Below are 19,937 nucleotides of genomic sequence, written 5' to 3'. Positions count from 1 at the left end.
TAACAAAAAACAGATGACTGGAGAACCTGTATCCATTATTTAGCATAATTTCATATTAATAATGATGGATGGAGCGCATAGACCCACCCCATCCATCAGGAAAAATTTTTATTTCAGTGTAGAAAGAAAAGACTTATATTCAGCGTCTGTCTGCGGCACCTTAATGCTGCCGGCAACAATTTTCTGTTTGTAGCTGTTTACTGCGTCAAGTGCTTTCTTAGAAACGTTCTTTGTTGTCGGAGCAATGCCGACACCATTCTGTTCCAGACCGTACTGAAGCACCTGGCCGCCTGGGAATTTCCCTGCTTTTGTCTTTGCTGCAACATCATAAATTGCCTTGTCAACGCGCTTAACCATTGAAGTCAGAGTGACATTTTCAGGAAGTCCCTGAGCATACTGATCTTTGTCAACACCGATAACCCAGACTTTCTTGCCTGTCTTTGCGCGGTTCTTTGCTTCAGTGAAGACACCGTTTCCTGTATCGCCGGCCGCTGCATAGATGATGTCAGCGCCCTGTGTATAGAATGTTGAAGCAATGGCCTGTCCTTTGTCCGGAGCGTTGAAGGCACCGGCATACTGTACATAGATCTGTGCTTTCGGATTGACTGTTTTGACACCGGCTTTGAATCCATTTTCAAATTTTTTGATCAGAGCTGAATTGATACCGCCGACAAATCCGATTTTGTTCGTTTTCGTTGTCAGACCGGCAACAACACCGACAAGGAATGAACCCTGTTCTTCTTTGAATGTCATGCTGGCTACGTTTTTCAGCGGCTTGTTGTTTTTGTCAACAGCAACAGCATCGATAATTCCGAGTTTAGCATTAGGATTCTGTTCGGCAATTTTCTGAACATCGTTCTGCATCAGGAATCCAATACCAAAAACGACATTGTAATTCTGATGAACGAGCTGGTTCAGGTTCGGAGAATAGTCAGAAGCCTGGGTTGACTGAAGGTATTTCACGTCTGTCCCGATTTTAAGATTATTATCCTTGCCGAATTTCTGAAGGCCTTCCCAGGAAGACTGGTTGAATGACTTGTCGTCAACGCCGCCTGTGTCCGTTACCATGCCGGCCTTAAATGCTGTCGTCTTGGTAGATGAACCGGAAGTGTTGCTGCTGCCGCAACCTGTAAGAACTGTTGCGAGAACTACGACGCATGCGACGAGAATTGCTATTCTCTTTTTAAGCACAAAAAAACCCCCTGTTATTCTTAATGTCACATCTCACAGATTTAACTATAGCCTATCCTAAAAAAAAAATAAATATGAAATTGTACAAAAAAAACGTAAATTTAGCGAACTTGGTCAAAAAATGTTCGTCTTTAGGAAGCGAAAACTCTGAAAACTCTTACATATGTATATAAAATCAGCAATATGCACAAATTCAAAGACCGAAAGAGAAAGTTCTTTTATATTAATTGCGGTGACCAACTAATGCTCGTATAAATTCTATATCTTTTCTGGTTTTGATGGGGAAATGTGTCGGATTATCTGACATATTGATTTTTTCTCCTGAAACTGCGGAATGTTATACTATTAGAGTCTGTTCAAAAAGGTGATGAAGGAGAAGCAAGCCAATGAAGAGATTCGTCGCTGATCATTCGGTGACCTTTTGAAAACCTCTATTATTAAAATTGAAAGCGGGGAACGTATCATGAATCATCTGCTTTTTATTGAAACAGGCGTCGGTGTCGATGTACACGGCCAAGATGTAACGACCGCGGCTGTCCGCGCAGTGGTCGACGCCATTCATAAAAATTCGATGCCCGGAATTACCGATCTTCTTCCTGATCATGATCTGAATAACATGGAAGTCACGATCAGGCTTGCGGTCCCCCTCGACAAAAAATCGCTCGATCTTGACCGGGTGAAAGCTGAAATACCTTATGGAACAGTTACTGTGATTGTTATGGATGGGGGAATGGCCACCCCAAGCGGAATTTTCCTTAAGGATAAAAACGACAAAAATGATTTGATGTACATTGTTAACGCTTCTGTTGAGGTGGGATACTGAGTTTTTCTTGCATGGTTGGCGGGAACTGCGTAATAAAACATTGCTTCTTTAGGAGTCAGAGACGGGTCTAACTAGGGAAGTAGGGTGACTGGAACTACGATTCTGTCCATTCAGAGAGCCCTATCAACGAACTTGGAATCAAAATCAATAAAAAATTGAGTGCCATCAATAAAGATCTATCATCTATCGATGAAAATAGACACTTTATCAATAAAAATGAAAGGAGAATCAACAAAACTAAATATTCAGAACAAGTCTACCCATTCACGATCAAGACTTTTCTGCTTTTGGACAAAGCCAGCGGGTTCCATCGTTTACTATCCACATCGTATCTTGAACAAAAGGAATTTGGCTGCTTTTCGCAGTTCATATTTTACCGCGAAATATCTAAACTTGCGTACTGGATCAACGGCGTTCCTCGAACCAAAAAAAAGACTGGGCATTGTTTGTGCCCAATCCTTTTTATTATTATTTTTTTAGGGATTTTGTTAAAATTAGCGCTAACCCGAAAGTGAAAACTGAAAGTATCAGCACAAGAAGAGTGGCATTGTACGCTGGTTTAAAATGAGTTTTGTCATCAGTAATTTCAAAAACACCGAGAGGTCTGACAGAAAGATAGCCGCCTCCGCCCCCACCGCTTGCCGGATCCTCAGATGGGGCTCCAGGATCGCCGGAAGCCCCACCGCCTCCGCCTCCGGTTATCCGTAACCTGGCTACCGGAACAACCTTTTTGTCTGACAAAACAATTGGATCGCCGAAAACCGTTGTCACGTCTTTATCCTTCAAAGCATTCAGAATACTGCCTGCGAAAGATGAGTGCCCACTGGTGTTTTCATGTTCTGATTGAATGTCCGTACGGATTTTATCCATGTTGATCGCCTCCGCTTCCATTTTTTTGTGCCCTTTTTTAAAAATGGAGGGTTCTACTTGTTGACTTTGCCTCCAGAATAACCGTTTCAAGTTCTTCAGGCCGGTCCAGCAGATAATCGGGATCTGCAGCTTTCAGTTCTGCATCCGAACCCGATCCCCATGTCACGGCGCATGTTCTTATTCCGGCGGCCTGTCCCATCTGCACGTCATAAATCGCATCGCCAATCATAATAGAGTCATCCGGTGACGGATCTCCAAGTTTTTTCAGTGCGGCATACACACCGTCGGGAGCCGGTTTAGGCCGAAGTGTTTGACTGTCTCCAAAACAAACCATCGTGTCCAGCCAGCGGCCAAGCTGCAGCTGACCGACGTTCCGCTTCGCAACGGCCGCACTTTTGCTCGTCACCAGAGCGATGCTTACACCGCTGTTTTTCAGTGCGGACAGAACTTCGGGAATATGCGGGAATGAGCGGATTGTGTCCTGCTCACTCTCCTGGTAGAAATTCCGAAATACATCCAGTATTTCATCCAGAACACGCTCTGAGAAAGTGCGTCCAATCATTTTCGGCAGATCGACTTCAAGCGGAATACCCATGCCCGCCATGATTCGTTCATCCGTCGGAACCTGAAATCCAAAATGTTCAAACGTCTTTCTTGTAGCGACAATGCTGCACTGTTTCGTGTCGGCCAGAGTGCCGTCAAAATCAAATAAAGCTGTTCGATAACCCATATATTACTATTCATCCTTTCCTCGGAAACTTCCTGCCTTACTCCAAGGTTTTACGCTCTTTTTGCCAGTTCAATCATTTTCGCAAAAAACTCATCTGCTTGCACATCGTAAACTACCTCAACCGGTCGGCCATTATCAGCTTCTTCAATTTTTCCCTGGCGGGGTTCTTCCGTGTGCACAACCGTGCGGACAGTTCTTGCCCGAACGAGTTGCGGAAACCCGACAGACAGGGTTGTCAGCACATCCCATAGGAAGTAAGTGGAATTGGTTTCAAAAGAAATAAGCGGAGGGACCGCCGCATAGCACTGGCCGATAAAGTCCAGACCGGTGTATCTCCTCAATGATGCCCATTGATTGCGCACCGGCACTGTAAGTGGTACCTGATGTGTGCTCTCCAGTGCCACCATCCTGATCGGAACAGTACTCCGCCAGACGCGCGCCACCGCTTCCGGATCCCAGAAGGCATTCCACTCCGCCGATCCGTCGTGCTCCGGCTCCTGCACATTGCCGACCGGATTCAAAGTTCCACCCATCCATACCAGACAATCGATTTTTTCTTCAATATCCGGCGCCTCATCCAAAGCGCGCGCTACATCAGTCAGCGGACCTGTGCAAAGTAAGGTCGTTTTCCCGGAATGTTGCCTGACTTTTTGAATCAGATGCTGATGGGCAGGTAATGATGCAAGCGGTGCCTCTATCTTTCCCGATTCGTTCAGTAGAGGCAGCGCGTCTACAAAAAAAGGATGCATCCGCCATTCTTTCGGGAACGAATTATGGCCACGCGAATCTGAGCGCGCGACCTCCACCTTTTTCTTGCCGAAACGATCAATGATCTTCCGGCTCGCCTGCACTCCTGGTGTCAGATAACCATCGGCGGGGATAACCGACACACCGCTCAACGCGACATTACTCATCTGCAGCAGGAGAAAGAGCGAAACGAGATCATCAACGCCCGCATCATGGTTAAAATAAACAGTCTGCCCGCTCACTTCAGCACCTCCTCTTCCGTGCAGTTGAATCGTTTGTATAGCTTGTCCCGATGGGCATTAACCAGATCCTCCAGGCTCAGGTGGTAAAGATTTGCCAGTATTGCCAGATTGGAGAGCACGTCCCCCATTTCTTCAGCGAGATTCATCCTGATTTCTTCCTTGGTCAGTCTGCTTTCCTCTGGATGATGGTCCCGGCCGATTTCATAAGTTCTCACCGCTCGAGAGACCTCACCGACTTCCTCTAGCAAAAATCCAACACGTATGTAAGGTGGAAGATCCTTCCATCCCCTTTTCCCGTAAAATTTTTTCTCCCATTCCTGGACTTCATCTAAATTCAATCTTATGCCCCTCCCGCTCTTACGGATATTCCAGTTTTTCTTTTAGTTTATCATGCATCCGGCTGCTGAACCGAAATAATTTTTCTTCGAAGCCACCGATCAGTCCCCGTAAATTTCACTGTTGACATTTCATGTGTCTTTACACATGTAAAACATGACTCTATAATAAGATGAAGCTATCATACACATTTTATTAAAAGCGTCTGGATGAACGTCAGGCGCTGCAATCATGAATGCAGGGGGATATTATGACTGGCACAAATCATCAATCAGAAAGAAAATTGCTCGGTGTTGCCGGAATGGCGTGGTTGTTCGACGCCATGGACGTCGGCATGCTTTCATTTATCATTGTCGCGCTCAAAGCCGAGTGGAACCTGAATGAAGCCCAGATGGGGTGGATCGGGAGCATCAGTTCGATCGGTATGGCCGTCGGCGCCCTGATTTTCGGGCTTATGGCCGACCGGATCGGCCGCAGAAATGTACTGATTTTGACCTTGCTTGTCTTCTCGCTCGGCGGTGGGCTTTCTGCCGCCGCTGCAGGCCTCGGATTATTTATGGTTCTGCGTTTCTTCGTCGGGATGGGACTCGGGGGCGAACTTCCCGTCGCTTCGACTCTGGTTTCAGAAAGCGTGGCTACAGAAAAACGAGGCCGGATCGTTGTACTGCTGGAAAGCTTCTGGGCATTGGGCTGGATCGTAGCCGCACTGATTTCTTATTTTGTGATTCCTCAGTACGGCTGGCGGATTGCTTTGATCATCGGCGCTCTGCCCGCTTTTTACGCCATCTATCTCAGATGGAATATTCACGATTCTTCTAAATTCGAAGCGCAGAAAGCTCTTGAAAAGCAAGGCATATTCAAAAAAATCACTGAGACATGGTCCAAAAAATACATCCGGCAGACGGCAATGCTCTGGATCCTCTGGTTCTGTGTCGTTTTCTCCTATTACGGTATGTTCCTCTGGCTGCCCGGCATCGTAGTGGCAAAAGGCTTCGACATGGTCAGAAGTTTCCAATATGTATTAATTATGACTCTTGCCCAGCTTCCGGGTTACTTCACTGCCGCATGGCTGATTGAAAAATGGGGCAGAAAGTGGGTGCTGATCGTCTATCTGCTCGGCACAGCAGTCTTCGCTTTCTTCTTTGGCGTCGCAACCACCCTGCCGCTGCTTCTGACCTCGGGCATCCTGCTCTCCTTCTTTAACCTCGGCGCGTGGGGCGCACTTTACGCCTACTCACCAGAGCAGTATCCTACAGAAATCCGAGGAACCGGAACCGGATTGGCGGCGGCGTTCGGACGCATCGGCGGGATCTTCGGCCCGCTGCTCGTCGGCTACCTTCTTGTCCGACATGTTTCGATCGCGTCCATTTTCACGATATTCTGTATATCCATTGTTATCGCGGTCTTTGCTGTATTGCTGCTCGGAAAAGAAACCAAAAACAAAGAACTGGTTTAATGTATATACGTAATAATGGCCTCCCGAAACCGGGAGGCCATTTCTTTGCCTTTTTCCATTTATATTTCCTCTGCCTGCTGTTCTTCAGGAGCCACCGTCCGTTTGAGAAACAGGGAGAGAACCAGGGATGCCAGAGCAATGAGCATCGATATGAGGAAAGCACCGTTCATCCCTGAAACCAGCGCACTCAGCATTTGGTCAGGTGCCGTCGGATGAGATGACCGGCTGAGATAGGACTGAGAGCCTGATGCCATAATTCCTACGAACAGCGCTGTTCCGACTCCACCCGCAACCTGCTGCAGCGTGTTCATGATCGCTGTCCCGTGCGGGTAAAGTTTCTTCGGCAGCTGGTTGAGTCCGGTTGTGGAAACAGGCATCATCACCATTGCCATACCGATAAGCAGGGCCGCATACAAAATAATGACATATAATGAGCTTTCAGAAGACGTCAGTTTGCTGAACAGCCAGATGACAACACTCATGAGCACCAGGCCGGGAATGACAAGCCACCTCGGTCCGAGCTTGTCAAACAGCTTACCCATCAGCGGCGAAAGGAATCCGTTGATCAGCCCGCCCGGAAGCAGCACAAGCCCCGCGCTGAACGAAGTCAGCATCATGACTTTCTGCATGTAAAGGGGGAGAAGAATCATTGTTGAGAACAGGGTCATCATGACCAGGATTAGAATGATGGTCGAGAGCGCAAACATCGGATACTTAAATGTTCTGAGATCCAGGATCGGATTTTCAATCACCAGCTGGCGCCAGACAAAAAGGATCAGGGATACCGCCCCGGCGATCATAAAAATCGGTCCCATCAAGCCCCCTTCCGCACTGGATCCCATTCCATAGACGAGTCCGCCGAAACCGATGGTCGACAGGAGGATGGATGGGATTTCCACTTTCGGACGCGTCACTTCCGAAACATTTTTCAGAAAATAAGCGGCAAAAAGGATTGAGAAAATGGCGAGCGGAATAACCAAGTAAAACAGCCAACGCCAGGAGAAGTAGGAAATGATCAGTCCGGACAAAGTCGGTCCGAGCGCCGGGGCAAACATAATAACAAGCCCGATCAGGCCCATCGCCGCTCCCCGCTTTTCGGGAGGATAGATGTACAAAATGGTATTCATCATGACCGGCATCAGAAGACCGGAACCGGAAGCCTGGACGACACGCCCGAGCAGCAAGAAACCAAAACTTGGCGAAAGGCCACAAATAACGGTTCCCAACAAAAACAGGCCCATCGCTCCCAAAAACATCTGCCGGGTAGTGAACCAGCCGGTTAATAAGGCTGTTACAGGCATCAGAATGCCAATAACAAGCATATACGCTGTGGCCAGCCACTGAACGGTCGTGGCCGATACGTTAAATGTACGCATTAAATCGGCCAGAGCGATATTCAGGAATGTTTCATTTAATATGGCAACAAATGCGCCAATAATCAGGGCTACTGTAATTGGCCCTCTTCGGATTGTCTGATCCCCTGCTGCACTGATCTGTGTAGTCATGTAATGAAAACTCCTTCTCTTTTTTATACAGTTTCGTAAAAAAGAGCCCGGCGAAACGGATTCAGGTTCCGCTAAGCTTTTTTTATTTCTGTTTTTTTAGTTGATGCGCATTTATTTTCTCATATATTCCATCCAAGAAAAAGAAATTTACATAACCGTTCCAGAAAATGAATTTTTTTTGCACAAGGAGTGGGTCGTTTCAGTCATTCCCCTCACACTTATCGTATTAACAACAAAGCGTCCGCACTGTGAGGCGGACGCTTTTTAATCTATTTTCAAAAAAGCTTATCCTTCTGATTACCGCTGAGCCGACCAAAACCATGTGTCTGATCTTGCCACGCGGTCATTATCCGATTTTTTACTTGCGGAAAGCTTTGATGACAGATCCATAAACCAGTCGCGGTCGGATGTGATCAAAGCCAGATCAGTGATGCTTCGCAGCTGATCGTTGTTCATTGGCAACACCGGGAATGGCTTGATCAGATAGTTCAGGGTCTCAACAGTCCGGCCCACCGTTGATTCACGGTCACAGGCAACGACGTTAACTTTTACAGTGCCGTCATCGCTGTCAAAATCGACAATATATCCGTGCATCAATTCTCCGTTTACCGTTCTCCCTTTGACCCAGTCACCTTTGTTCCACTTGGTTTCTTGCTTCATCCTCTTTCACCACCGATCCTGTAAGAGTTTATCAGTCTGTCCGAACCTGCCGCAGCTGGATATGCCTCCGATAAAAAACTGCTTTTCTTATTTTTCATCACTTTATTCATTTCTTTAAAGAGGAGATCGATTGTCCACTGCTCAAGATAGTTTTCAAGCATTCTTTCCCCTATGGAAAAAGCCTGGTCAAGTACCAGTTGAATGCCCACCATATCCTGATCTTGTCCACATTTTTTGGAATCAGAGCACCAATTGAGTTTCAGTGCGGAACAGGAGGTAATCCTGTAGATCCTGGCTAGTGTACAATCCGCCGGATCGCAGCTTAAGCGGTAACCGCCACCTAACCCTTCCTTCGTCGCTACAAGATCGTTATTTCGAAGAAGGCTCATAATCTTGCGGACACGTGCCGGATGAGTATGCACTTTCCCTGACAGAGACTCACTGTTCCAGATTTGATCCGGTGCGCTGGCCAATATGATCAGGCAATGGACTGCTATCGTAAATTCACTGTTCATACTATTAATTCCTCTTTATAAAGATTAGTGTAATTATAGTAGATACAGTTTATAAAATCAATTGATCAAGCTGCAAAAAGTGTGCTGGAAACTTTTTACTCGGATCATTATTCTGAGAGATTCATATGCAAGATCACACTGTCTATATGCCAAAAAGCCGCCATGCATCAGGGATGGCAGCCTTCATCTTTTGAAAGTCTGTACTCCATCAGGGATCAGTTTCCGGTTCAGGGTCTTCCTTCCATCCCTTGCATACATCCACCCATTCCTTTGCATGGCCAAACTCATATAACTCATCAATACTCAGTTCGATTGCCGAGTTGCTGCTGCCGCATGCTGGAAAAACTGTTTCAAACCGTTTCAGTGATTCATCCATAAATACCGGCCAGTTAGTTTTCAGCGCAAACGGGCAAACACCGCCCACCGCATGCCCGACCAGCTCAAGTGTTTCTTCCGGAGATAGCATGTGTGCCTTGAAGCCAAAAGTATGCCTGAATTTTTTGTTATCGATTTTAGCATCCCCGGCGGAAACAACCAGTATCGCCCCTTCCTTATCCTCTCCCCGAAAGGCCAACGTCTTTGCAATGCGCTCTGGTTCTACATGCAGATGTTCCGCTGCAAGATCCACCGTTGCACTGGAAAGTGTGAGTTCAATAATATCCTTTTCACGTCCGAATTGTCGGAAATAAGTCCTGACATTCTCAACAGACATTCTGATTCCCCTCGTTTCTTACACCTTTTTTATTAAATTTCAGTGTAACAAAAAAGCTTGGTAAGTCAACAATTAGCCCGTCAGGCAAGCTCCTTTTGCAAATTCGGAAAAACTATTATAAATTATAGGTACATCTGAAAATGTACGGAGAATGAAGAAGGGGTAGTCATGGCTGAATATTTAACAGGAAAAGAAATTTGCAGCAGATACAATGATATTGAAAATGATGCTTTTGGAACAGAGGACCATAAGTTTATTCTCACCGAGGTCGACAAGGAATCCCTCTATGACGCGCCATGCACGTTCAGCAGCAATGGCAGGAATCTGATGACGTTCAAGGAATGGGAGAATCACCCTGAAAATTACGATGATTATCATACAGACAATATCAAACAAATGGTTGACTATATCCATGACGGGGGAAAATTCCCGCCATTGATTTGCAATAAAGATTTCGGGCTCTATGACGGGCAGCATCGTCTGACTGCCTACAGCATGGTTCCGGAAATCAGGGACGTCGAAATTTATAAAGAGATCTGATACTCAAGATTTCAAAAACTCGGGAGGCATTTAATGATCCTTGAGTTTTTTTACCATTCATAAAATCGGCATTGCAACAAATGGCCGCTGAGATAGAATTCAAGATCGTTTTCTGAATCCAGACGTCGGACGAACCTGAGTCACAAAAATGAATGCTTCTGATGACAATCCAGAAATAAAACAGACACAGCATAATGATTGCAAGGGACATCGAAACAACTCTTTTCTAAAAAGATTTAGTCCAACAAATCCTTCTGCATAATTTTTTCAAGAAAGCGGAAATTAACAGTGTTAAAAATTTTCAGGAGGTGCCGCAATGACCATTCAGCGCGCGCAGGAAATTTCAGAATCACCGACTATGGTTCATGTAACCTATAACGGGGATTCCGTCTACATTCAGCATATTGATACAAATAAGGAAACCGCTCGAATCTATCCATTGAGCGATCCTCGGAAGGAACAGGATGTCCCCGTTTCAGATTTAATGGAAAGCGATAAGTCAATGGTGCGCGAATAAATAAAGGCTCACTGATCTAGACATGAAGAGGACTGTCACCCAGTCGAAATGGCGACTGATGTGACAGCCTTTTTCTTTATCTGCACGGATGCCAGGGAACTTGCGAACAGGGCGGCTGGCCCGAGAGATAAATATTCATTATAGTATTTTTTAAGAATTTATGTTTGTTTTAGGTTATTTTCTTATTTTTTCCCATGAAAAATGATCATGACACGTCTATTATTTGGATTTACGATAGTCGAATTTTATCCATTTTCACGCTAAACTATCAGCATAAGCATTTGAAGATTTTCCATTCGACGTTGAAAAAGGTGAAGGCCATTGATTATAAAGAAAAGGAACACACCGCGCATTCTCCACCAGCTGCAATCCTTAAAATGCCGGATTTCAATCCACCATTCCCAGTATACTGAGATCAAGAAAAACGAATTAAGACGATTTAAGGGATTTAATGGCGAGAAAGCCATAGATTATTACTTATCGGAACTACCGGGAGATAGATATTTTATTTTCCACGGCCTTCGTCTCCCCTTAAATGACAATTGTTTTCAAATGGATACGTTAATTCTCACCCAGTATTTTTTACTCATTATTGAGATTAAAAATATTGCCGGCACAATCTATTTTGATCCCGTCTTTCACCAAATGATCCGTACCTGGGGTGAGAAGGAGGAGGGATTCTCCGATCCAATAACACAGGCGCAACTGCAGAAGACACATCTCGCTCGCTGGATGGTAAAGTATCATTTGCCCAGACTCCCCATCGAATTTTTTGTTGCGGTAAGCAGCCCCTCGACAATCATCAAAACATCGCCAGGAGATACAACTGTTCCTCAGAAAGTATGTCACATGCATCAGATTCCTGAAAAAATTCAGTCCATGACACAAGTTTATCCTAAGGAGACGATTACTCTGGCCGATCGAAAGAAAATCGAATTTCATTTTACAAAATATCATACGCCACCTAAAATAGATATTTTAAAAGAGTATCAAATTGATCCTGACGAATTGATCACAGGTGTCCATTGTCCTCAATGTTCCGCAATTCCGATGAAGCGTATTCCGGGAGCATGGCATTGCCAATCCTGCGGGTGCGTATCAAACAATGCACATATCAAAGCGCTCTTCGACTATTTTCTTATTGTGTCCACAACAATCACAATAGAAGAATTTCAAAGATGGACACACTTAGAATCTCATAAAACTGCTTCAAGACTACTAAATGAGCTTAATCTCCCCGTATCGGGGAATAACAGATGTAAAATTTTCCATCAGCCGATCGGATTCGATGACGACTAATGGGGGCTGTCCAATTAAATCACTTAACTGTCCGATTTCGAGTGATCTCTGTCCAATTAATCCAGATCTCTGTCCAGTTTCTTTCAGTTCCTGTCCGATTTGGCACCTCCTCTGTCCGATTCAGTGTCTTCTCCAAATAATTTTCCTGTATTGAATACGATGTAGAAAAAGGCCTGCTCCGGAATCCGAGCAGGCCTTTTTCATAATTATTTTAAAGCACTTTACTCAAAAAGGCTTTCGTTCGCTCCTCCTGAGGGTTGCTGAACAGTTCGTGCGGCTCATTCTCTTCCACGATATAACCGCCATCCATGAAAATGACCCGGTCACCGACTTCGCGGGCGAAGCCCATCTCATGAGTGACCACAACCATCGTCATACCGTCCTTCGCCAGCCGCTTCATCACATCGAGAACATCGCCGACCATTTCCGGATCGAGGGCCGAAGTCGGCTCATCAAACAGCATCATTTTTGGTTCCATAGCCAGTGCCCGGGCAATAGCAATACGCTGCTTCTGCCCGCCGGACAAAGAATCCGGGTAAGCATCCGCTTTTTCTTCCAGACCAACTTTTTTCAGTAATTCAATGGCCTTTTCCTTTGCCTGATCCCTTGCAATCTTCTTGACCTTCATAGGAGCCAAGATAATATTCTCAAGAACAGTCATGTGCGGAAAAAGATTAAACTGCTGGAAAACCATGCCGACATCCTGACGAATTTTATTAATATTTGCTTTCTTGTCGGAGATGTCCGCTCCTTCAATCAGGATGTGACCCGAAGTAATCGATTCAAGCTGGTTAATGCATCGAAGCAGGGTCGACTTGCCAGAACCCGACGGTCCAATGACTACAACAACTTCCTGCTTTTCCACACTTACATTGATATTTTTCAATACTTCGTTTTCACCAAAGGATTTTTTTAGATTTTCTACCTGTATCATCATTTTGTGGCCATCCTTCTTTCCAGGCGATGTACAATGAAACTCATGATCAGCGTCAGAATCAGATAGATGAACGCGATGGTCAGATACGGCTCCCAAACGAGTGTATATTGTGCGTTCATCTCTGTCGCCACATAGGTCATTTCAGGTGCAGCAATCGCTGAAATTAGAGAAGAATCCTTAATCAGACTGATAAATTCGTTGCCCATCGGTGGGAGCACTCGCTTCACAGCCTGAGGCAGAATGATATAACGCATCGCCTGCCAATGACTCATGCCCAAGGATCGGGCAGCCTCCGTCTGGCCTTCGTCAATCGATTGAATACCTGCGCGGAAGACTTCTGCGATATACGCCGCTTCATTCAGCGAAAGGGCGATAACTCCGGCAACAATAGCATTGGATTGGCCCAAAATTTTCGGAACGACACCAAAATGAATAATCAAAATCTGTACAAACAAAGGGGTGCCCCTGAAAAAACCGATATAGCAAACAAAGGGAGCTGAAAGCCATTTATTCTTCATCATTTTTCCAAATGATACGATCAGGCCAAGAATGGTTCCAAACACAATACCTGCGAGCGAAAACCCAATGGTGAACATCATACCACTTAGGAAGAGGGGCCCGTATCCCCAGATCAAATCAAACCGAAAGCCCAAATAAACCCTCTCCTAACTTTAAAAAGTTGCCTAACTGTCAGGGTTAAGCAACTTTTTGGTCATTCATATTTCATTAAAGTTTTATTATTTCTGCTGTGCTTTCAACGTTGCCAGATCTGGTGTACTCTTAAACCATTTTTCATAAATCTTGGTATAAGTGCCGTCACTGTAAATTTTATTGATCGCCTTGTCAAAAACGGGTTTCAGTTTGCTGTCTTTTGGATACATAAGGCCATAAAATTCAGGAACGAAAGCCTTTTTGTCGTCAATGACCTTCAGGTTTTTGCCTGGATTGAGTCTTGCATACTGCTCAATAACTGTATTGTCGGCTACAACTGCATCTGCCCCATGATTCAGCATTTCCATGATTGCAAGGCTAATCGTCTTGAATTTTTTGATTTTCGGGCTGTTCTTGCCAAGAATCTTTTCTACAGCGATCTGACCTGTTGTCCCTGTCTGAACAGCCACAGTCTTACCCTTTAAATCGGCGGCTGACTTGACCGCACTATCCTTTGGAACAAGAATCTTGTTTGTTGAAAGGAAGTATGGCACAGAAAAGTCATAAGTTTTCTCACGGTCGCTGGTAATCGAAATCGCGGAAATACTCATATCCGCTGTCTTGCTTTTCAATTCAGCGAACACCGGATCCCATCCGACATTGACTAGGTTGTACTTATAGCCTGCTGCTTTGGCGAGAGCCTGCATCACATCAACATCAAAACCGGTCATTTTCCCTTTGTCCAAATATTCAAAAGGAGCATAAGTCGCATCATTCACAACGCGCAGTGTTTTCTTAGTCGTCGTGCCATTGCCTGAACCGCTGGAGCTGCCGGAAGCACAGGCCGTCAGTGCGAGCACCAACGCTAAAATAATGGAGAGAACTGAAAATTTCTTGATCATCTTTGAATTGCCCCCTGTTTCTGTCTCGTCATTGTTTCTTAGGCTTAAATTAGTTTTTATTATACCCTCATTTTTTTGAGATTGGCAAGATGAATGTAGAATTTTTAAATAATTTCCGACTTAATTGAAATTCATGTCGGCTGCATGAACAAATTTTTTCATCAAATAAGAAAAACCGGGCGAGCCCGGTCCCTAATCATTAACCCTGTGTTATTGAGATGTTGGATCAACGCTTCGGTTGCTCGCTTGCCGCGGGCGATCCGTGAGCCTCCTCGTTCGGTACCCTCGCTGTGGGGTCTCCCTTGGCTCGCTATCCCGCAGGCGTCTCGCACCTCCGCTTTGAATCTCATCCAATGCCCTGTTTTATTGGCCAGATTTATACTTTCTGACCTTTTAAAAAAGAGATCGTGTGATAACCACTACGATCCCTCTTCTTGCTAATCAGGCTAGTCTCCGATCAGCCGAACACTTTAACTCGTTCATCAATCGGCTGAAATTCTTTCGGATCGGCCGGAGCCACGATGTTACCAAATGGCATCTGGCCGCGAAGTTTCCAGTTTGCCGGGATATCAAATGTTTCACGAAGCGCATCATCAATCAGCGGATTGTAGTGCTGAAGCGATCCACCGATTCCGATATTCGCGAGTGCCGACCATACGGCAAATTGAGTAATGCCTGTGCTGTGCTCAGACCACACTGGGAAATTGTCTGCGTATAACGGGAAATTCTTCTGCAGACCTTCAATCACATCCATATCCTCGAAATAGAGAATTGTGCCGACTCCGGCATTGAAGGAAGCAAGTTTCTTCGCTGTCGAGTCAAAGGATTGCCCTTCAGGCAGAACCTTACGGATGGCCTGCTCAGCGATACCGCCTTCTCCCCATAGCTTGTCACTTTCCGCACCGAAAAGAACAACGACGCGTGCTGACTGGGAATTGAAAGCCGACGGAGCATTTTTTACAGCTTCCTCTATTGTGGCTACAATTTCTTCCTTGCTGGATTTAATATCCTTATCGAGCGCATAAATCGTACGGCGCTTTTTCATCCCATCCAAAAATTCATTGGATTTAACAAATGCTTGCAAAGTTTCGGACATTTTACGGGCTCCCTTACTTATTTTTTTTCTTTAACTTACGTAAGTATAGTATCATGGTGAAAAAAAGTAAACTAATTTGTCTTCTGTTCCTGAGTCCCCGCGACAAACCATTTGTCTGCCCAGCGGTGCACTTCATTAAGGACAGGCTGGATTTCCCTGCCTTTATCTGTAAGCCGATAGGTCACTTGCACGGGATAGCCGGTATCCACACAGCGTTTAACAATTTCCAATCCTTCAAGTTCCCTCAGTCTTGCGGCCAGCATCCGGTCACTGAGCTCAGGAATAGCGTCGGCAATATTGCTGAAGTGGCATTCGCCCTTTAACAGGACTTCGATGATTAAACCATTCCATTTTTTCCCGATAACCTGAAAAGCGCGCTCAAATTTTGGACAAAGTGACAGATCCTTTTTCATGTTAATCACTCCTGCTTATATTGTACTATAACACGAAAAAATAACCTACAAGTAAGAAAAAAATAAGAATAATTTTTTGAACGTTTATGATTCACACCCTTATTCTATGATGCGCCCGGTTTTCAAGCATGTCGTTTGTCACGCTTTTCTAGAATCTTATATTTCATTGATTTAACGAACGGAAATGCTTGATCTCTATATTGGAAAAAACAGAAGTGCCGCCTTCGGAAAAGAGCGCGATCCCCTGATCACTTAATTTTGGAAAGATCTCATCCGAATAGACAACTTTTCCATCATCAATAAACACTTCAATACTCGTCTTATCGACTAATATTCTGAGATGCGCCTGTTTTTTTCTTACATCAAACGGCATTCTGCTTTCCAGATATCTCTTGCTTTCGTCCGGTTGTCCGGAAAATGCCCGGTTGAGATAGGAATATTTTCCCTCCACAAAGATTCCAGTATCAATATGCCTTTTTTGGTCTGATGACTCTCTGAGTTGTAATCCAACATTTCTGGCATCAGACCACCTGATATCCGCATCCAATTGATAGGCATCGCCCTTAAAATCCAGTGTTTTTGATCCGCTCACTTTAATCTGTTTCAATCGGTCTGTTGACACAGTCAGCTGTTTCAGCGAATTCACCGGCTGAGAAATCAGAGTGTACGTGTTGTTATCTTGTTTCTTCAGCCTGATCTGCCGGACAATCGAATCCATACCGTTAAATCCATTTTTCAGCGTCGGTGTACTGTTCGGATAATCCCAATTATTCATCCAGGCCAGCGCATAGCGTTCTGAATATTTGTCGGTGCTGGTCCCATTCTCGAATGTAACACCGGCATACCAGTCAAACCCATAATCCAGCCATTCTGGCTCAGCATGATCCGCAATAAATTCCTGCCCATTATAGGTGCCTGTCCAGTAGGCATAAGTATTGGGCAAACCGATTGATTTCCCATTTGCACTGCTGCCGAGGATCCATTTGTAGGTTCCGTCATCAGCCCTCATTATGAAAAGATCCGGGCACTCAACGATGCCAATATTCATTGTAAAGAAACCTCCGGTATACCGCCAATGTTTCAGATCACCCGACTCATAAAAACCGATTTTTGTCCCTTCCGCGAGGAGCATGACCCATTTATCAGCATGATCATCCCAGATGATTTTAGGATCTCTGAAATCTTTTACTCCGGGATTCGCCAAAACAGGCTGATCACTGTACGATTTAAACGTTTTTCCTTTGTCTGTGCTGTACCAAAGATACTGCTCCTGCTTTCCTCCATCCGCTGAAGGCTGTGTCACAATCGCCACGACTGCGTTCTTCCCAAATCCAGCACTATTTTTTGTATCAACAACAGTCGATCCCGACCAGATGTCGCCATTCTTCGTTGTGTACTTAGGAATCGCCACCCCCTCATCCTTCCAGTGCACCAGGTCTCTGGATGTTGCCTGACGCCATTCTGTACCATTGCCTTTCGGGTAATCACGATTATAGAGATAATAGAAATGATATTTTCCATCCAGATAAAAGGGCCGCTGAGGATCATTCATCCAATGGTCAGGTACCGTGAAATGGTACGTTGCCCTGTAAGTTTTCTCCAGTTCAACCGGTTTCGTCGCCTTTTTATTAAGATTCAGGTTCATGATCCAAAGAGTCATGATCAGAATCAGACCGACCAGAAAAATCCACAACCATTTTTGCTTTCTGTAAAAAAACTGTTTCAATATTAGCGCCCCGATCATTTTTTATAATTCAGAAATGATAACGTCACCCTATCATTTTTCACGAAAAAAAGAAAATGCCGCTATACGACATTTTCCTCTTATTGCATCATCTATAACCAGGAAATCACTGGTTAAATCATTACTGATCAACCGTCAGCTGTCCCTGTTCAAGAATGCTGTCTTTTACTATTGAAGTTTTAGATCCTTTAATGTTGAGCAGGAAGCTCGGGGCGAACGTGGAATGGTGATCGTCAAAGAGTCCCCTGTTCGTCATATAGCTTGTAATGACCACGTTATCGCCTTTTGTCTGTGGCACTGCAAAATGAGAGTACGTCCAGGTCAGGTCATTCGGATCAAGCCCCATCTGCAGAACCAGGCCGCTCTTGTTCAACGGTTTATACGTGCCGGTCAAGGAATCAGAGACAAATCCCAGCATGTATACATCCTTGTCACCGATCCCGTTAATGGTCATTTTTGCCCCTCTGGAATCTGTAAACAGGTACCACTTTCCATTCATTTTAAAGATATTTGCGCGTTCGATTTCATCAGTGATTGTGTTCGACGTAATGAGTGGCTTCATGACTTTCTTAAGCGTATAATCATCATTCAGTTCAATAATGCCCAAGGCACCATTCGCGAGCGTCGCAAGATTTTTCTTCGGACTTTGCAAGAGAGCCGCTCTTTCTTGATTAAAGAATGATTGGCCCCCGCCGTAATAGGCACGGTTGTTGAGCTGGTCGTCACCCTGATATCCATCGTCAGTTCCCGTATTCGCTTCAAAGACAAGATACTTGTGGCCGTTATCTTCAACATAATGCGGATCTCTCAGCGTGTGGTTGTCCGAATCTGTCTGAGTACCCTGCTGAACGGTTTGATAGTATTTGCCGTCGCCATCAAAAATAGATTTATAGTCTTGCACACCATCGACTTTCAATGTATCCGCGTCCGGCTGAGATACATTAATCTGAGCGGTCGTCAGCGTTTGTTTCCCATAATGCCCGGAATCCGGTGACCAGCTGTCACGGTCCGTATAGAACAAACGAACATTTCCATCAGAGGTTAAAGTCGCCGAGCCCGACCACTCTTCTGACTGATTCTTAAGGATCGGATCATTGGCGTTTAAGTGATCATCCTTCTTAAAGACACGTCCGGCATTCTTCCAACTGTCGAGGCTTGTGTCGCCCACCTTTTGATAGAAAAGATAGATGAATGTATCACTGCCGACTTTGGGATTTCCCGCCAGAGCGAACACGATATGATAACCGTGATAATTGGCTGCCGTTCCATCGGCATTCTGGAGCGGCCAGCTGTCCCATACATCCAGATCAATTGGATTCCCAGCAGCATCAACACCTTTAGCTGAAGGGATGTTCTTGATCGTCTGCGGATTAAACTCCGGCACCTTAAACTTGTCACTCTGTTGCTGATTCGGAATTTGCAGCATATCATGACGCGTAATATGCGAAATACCATAGTCCTCATTAATACTTGCTGAATCATTGGATTTTGCAAATGTCTGAGCGGATCCGCCGAGCAAAAAGGCTGCCACGACTGCCGCTGCTGTTGTACGTTTCAATATTTTTCTGATCTCCATAGCTTCCTCCCTATCCCCATTTCTATCGCTGGGGTTTTGTGACTCAAGGATACTTGGGAAGTATTGATCAGGTCAATTGGACCAAATGTATCATGATAGACAAGAAATTCTTTCATGGGGGTATAAGTAATTAGAACAAAAGGTATAGATCATATTACATATATTACGTATTCACTATGTATCAAGTTCGTTTGTGTACCTATAATAGACAGCTTTATATTTTGGAGATACAGTGATGTATAGGTCAGCCTGTTTTATCTATTCAGGAGAACCTTGTGCCGAACTGCGAGTTAAGTCCGTATACTTGTGTAAATAGGGTGATCTGAATATGAGGAAATGAGCAGGGGGTTCTGTTTTTCTGGAGGGGGCTGGCCAGCCCCCTCCAGAAAAACAGCGGGATTCGATTTCCCCTGTTTCTTTCATTTTTTTCATAGAAAATGAGCCGGAGCCCATCATCTCAGTTAGAATAGAGTCG

General features: G+C 45.0%; 22 protein-coding genes. 5 read left to right on the top strand and 17 right to left on the bottom strand.

Features of this window, described 5'->3' with window-relative positions; all coding sequences use genetic code 11:
- Positions 1 to 108: 108 nt before the first annotated feature.
- Positions 109 to 1,191 (bottom strand): BMP family lipoprotein, encoded by a 1,083-nt coding sequence (locus E4665_RS10290; protein WP_135348716.1) that lies wholly within the window; start codon positions 1,189 to 1,191, stop codon positions 109 to 111.
- 463 nt (positions 1,192 to 1,654) lie between these two features.
- Here E4665_RS10290 and E4665_RS10285 point away from each other — a divergent pair, with 463 nt between their 5' ends.
- Positions 1,655 to 2,014: a Lin0512 family protein gene (locus E4665_RS10285; RefSeq protein ID WP_135348715.1), complete on the top strand. Its 360-nt coding sequence runs from the start codon at positions 1,655 to 1,657 to the stop codon at positions 2,012 to 2,014.
- Positions 2,015 to 2,482: 468 nt separating this feature from the next.
- On the opposite strand, the gene E4665_RS18150 is transcribed toward E4665_RS10285, so the two are convergent.
- Genes E4665_RS18150 through E4665_RS10265 form a run of 4 tightly spaced genes read right to left on the bottom strand, consistent with a single transcriptional unit; the run spans position 2,483 to position 4,941 of the window.
- Positions 2,483 to 2,884 (bottom strand): hypothetical protein, encoded by a 402-nt coding sequence (locus E4665_RS18150; protein WP_167815181.1) that lies wholly within the window; start codon positions 2,882 to 2,884, stop codon positions 2,483 to 2,485.
- A gap of 37 nt (positions 2,885 to 2,921) precedes the next feature.
- Entirely contained in the window at positions 2,922 to 3,614 is a 693-nt protein-coding gene (locus E4665_RS10275; protein ID WP_135348714.1) for an HAD family hydrolase, read from the bottom strand.
- Positions 3,615 to 3,664: 50 nt separating this feature from the next.
- On the bottom strand, positions 3,665 to 4,603 hold the full coding sequence (locus E4665_RS10270) for a nucleoside hydrolase (RefSeq protein ID WP_135348713.1): 939 nt from the start codon (positions 4,601 to 4,603) through the stop codon (positions 3,665 to 3,667).
- Complete coding sequence (locus E4665_RS10265) at positions 4,600 to 4,941, bottom strand: MazG nucleotide pyrophosphohydrolase domain-containing protein (protein WP_135348712.1); 342 nt, start codon at positions 4,939 to 4,941, stop codon at positions 4,600 to 4,602. The genes E4665_RS10270 and E4665_RS10265 overlap by 4 nt, the downstream gene beginning before the upstream one ends.
- A 248-nt stretch (positions 4,942 to 5,189) precedes the next feature.
- Between E4665_RS10265 and E4665_RS10260 the strand changes: the two genes are divergently transcribed.
- The gene (locus E4665_RS10260; protein ID WP_135348711.1) at positions 5,190 to 6,395 is read left to right on the top strand and encodes an MFS transporter; all 1,206 of its coding nucleotides are present in this window, start codon (positions 5,190 to 5,192) and stop codon (positions 6,393 to 6,395) included.
- 59 nt (positions 6,396 to 6,454) lie between these two features.
- On the opposite strand, the gene E4665_RS10255 is transcribed toward E4665_RS10260, so the two are convergent.
- The 4 genes from E4665_RS10255 to E4665_RS10240 all read right to left on the bottom strand — a co-directional run bounded on the left by E4665_RS10255 (position 6,455) and on the right by E4665_RS10240 (position 9,787).
- Positions 6,455 to 7,900 (bottom strand): MDR family MFS transporter, encoded by a 1,446-nt coding sequence (locus E4665_RS10255; protein WP_135348710.1) that lies wholly within the window; start codon positions 7,898 to 7,900, stop codon positions 6,455 to 6,457.
- 297 nt (positions 7,901 to 8,197) lie between these two features.
- On the bottom strand, positions 8,198 to 8,560 hold the full coding sequence (locus tag E4665_RS10250) for a hypothetical protein (RefSeq protein ID WP_135348709.1): 363 nt from the start codon (positions 8,558 to 8,560) through the stop codon (positions 8,198 to 8,200).
- Entirely contained in the window at positions 8,557 to 9,075 is a 519-nt protein-coding gene (locus E4665_RS10245) for an RrF2 family transcriptional regulator (protein WP_135348708.1), read from the bottom strand. The genes E4665_RS10250 and E4665_RS10245 overlap by 4 nt, the downstream gene beginning before the upstream one ends.
- Before the next feature lie 208 nt (positions 9,076 to 9,283).
- The gene (locus E4665_RS10240) at positions 9,284 to 9,787 is read right to left on the bottom strand and encodes a YbaK/EbsC family protein (protein WP_135348707.1); all 504 of its coding nucleotides are present in this window, start codon (positions 9,785 to 9,787) and stop codon (positions 9,284 to 9,286) included.
- 168 nt (positions 9,788 to 9,955) lie between these two features.
- Here E4665_RS10240 and E4665_RS10235 point away from each other — a divergent pair, with 168 nt between their 5' ends.
- From E4665_RS10235 to E4665_RS10225, 3 genes are all read left to right on the top strand, one after another.
- Positions 9,956 to 10,327 (top strand): hypothetical protein, encoded by a 372-nt coding sequence (locus E4665_RS10235; protein ID WP_135348706.1) that lies wholly within the window; start codon positions 9,956 to 9,958, stop codon positions 10,325 to 10,327.
- A gap of 316 nt (positions 10,328 to 10,643) precedes the next feature.
- Complete coding sequence (locus E4665_RS10230; protein WP_135348705.1) at positions 10,644 to 10,844, top strand: H-type small acid-soluble spore protein; 201 nt, start codon at positions 10,644 to 10,646, stop codon at positions 10,842 to 10,844.
- A gap of 321 nt (positions 10,845 to 11,165) precedes the next feature.
- Positions 11,166 to 12,143: a nuclease-related domain-containing protein gene (locus E4665_RS10225; protein ID WP_135348704.1), complete on the top strand. Its 978-nt coding sequence runs from the start codon at positions 11,166 to 11,168 to the stop codon at positions 12,141 to 12,143.
- A gap of 211 nt (positions 12,144 to 12,354) precedes the next feature.
- Here E4665_RS10225 and E4665_RS10220 read toward each other — a convergent pair whose 3' ends face one another.
- The 8 genes from E4665_RS10220 to E4665_RS18375 all read right to left on the bottom strand — a co-directional run.
- Positions 12,355 to 13,077 carry an amino acid ABC transporter ATP-binding protein gene (locus E4665_RS10220; RefSeq protein ID WP_135348808.1) on the bottom strand — a complete coding sequence of 241 codons (723 nt, stop codon included), beginning with the start codon at positions 13,075 to 13,077 and terminating at the stop codon, positions 12,355 to 12,357.
- Positions 13,077 to 13,733, bottom strand: a complete 657-nt coding sequence (locus tag E4665_RS10215) for an amino acid ABC transporter permease (RefSeq protein ID WP_135348703.1) — start codon at positions 13,731 to 13,733, stop codon at positions 13,077 to 13,079. Before E4665_RS10215 ends, E4665_RS10220 begins: the two co-directional genes overlap by 1 nt.
- An 84-nt stretch (positions 13,734 to 13,817) precedes the next feature.
- Entirely contained in the window at positions 13,818 to 14,633 is an 816-nt protein-coding gene (locus E4665_RS10210) for a basic amino acid ABC transporter substrate-binding protein (RefSeq protein WP_135348702.1), read from the bottom strand.
- Positions 14,634 to 15,090: 457 nt separating this feature from the next.
- Positions 15,091 to 15,729, bottom strand: coding sequence for a nitroreductase family protein (locus E4665_RS10205; RefSeq protein ID WP_135348701.1), 639 nt, complete (start codon positions 15,727 to 15,729; stop codon positions 15,091 to 15,093).
- A 71-nt stretch (positions 15,730 to 15,800) separates the two neighbouring features.
- Positions 15,801 to 16,142, bottom strand: coding sequence for a winged helix-turn-helix transcriptional regulator (locus tag E4665_RS10200; RefSeq protein ID WP_135348700.1), 342 nt, complete (start codon positions 16,140 to 16,142; stop codon positions 15,801 to 15,803).
- A 163-nt stretch (positions 16,143 to 16,305) separates the two neighbouring features.
- Positions 16,306 to 17,802: a glycoside hydrolase family 32 protein gene (locus tag E4665_RS10195; RefSeq protein ID WP_241654809.1), complete on the bottom strand. Its 1,497-nt coding sequence runs from the start codon at positions 17,800 to 17,802 to the stop codon at positions 16,306 to 16,308.
- A 205-nt stretch (positions 17,803 to 18,007) separates the two neighbouring features.
- A complete protein-coding gene (locus tag E4665_RS10190) occupies positions 18,008 to 19,462 on the bottom strand; it encodes a glycoside hydrolase family 68 protein (protein ID WP_135348698.1) in 1,455 nt (484 codons plus the stop codon).
- A 258-nt stretch (positions 19,463 to 19,720) separates the two neighbouring features.
- Positions 19,721 to 19,937 (bottom strand): hypothetical protein (locus E4665_RS18375; RefSeq protein ID WP_206663580.1); only part of this gene is annotated, 217 nt, incomplete at its 5' end.

The sequence above is a fragment of the Sporolactobacillus shoreae genome (assembly GCF_004684935.1).
Taxonomy (GTDB): domain Bacteria; phylum Bacillota; class Bacilli; order Bacillales; family Sporolactobacillaceae; genus Sporolactobacillus; species Sporolactobacillus shoreae.
This window is presented reverse-complemented; position numbering and strand designations above follow the sequence as displayed.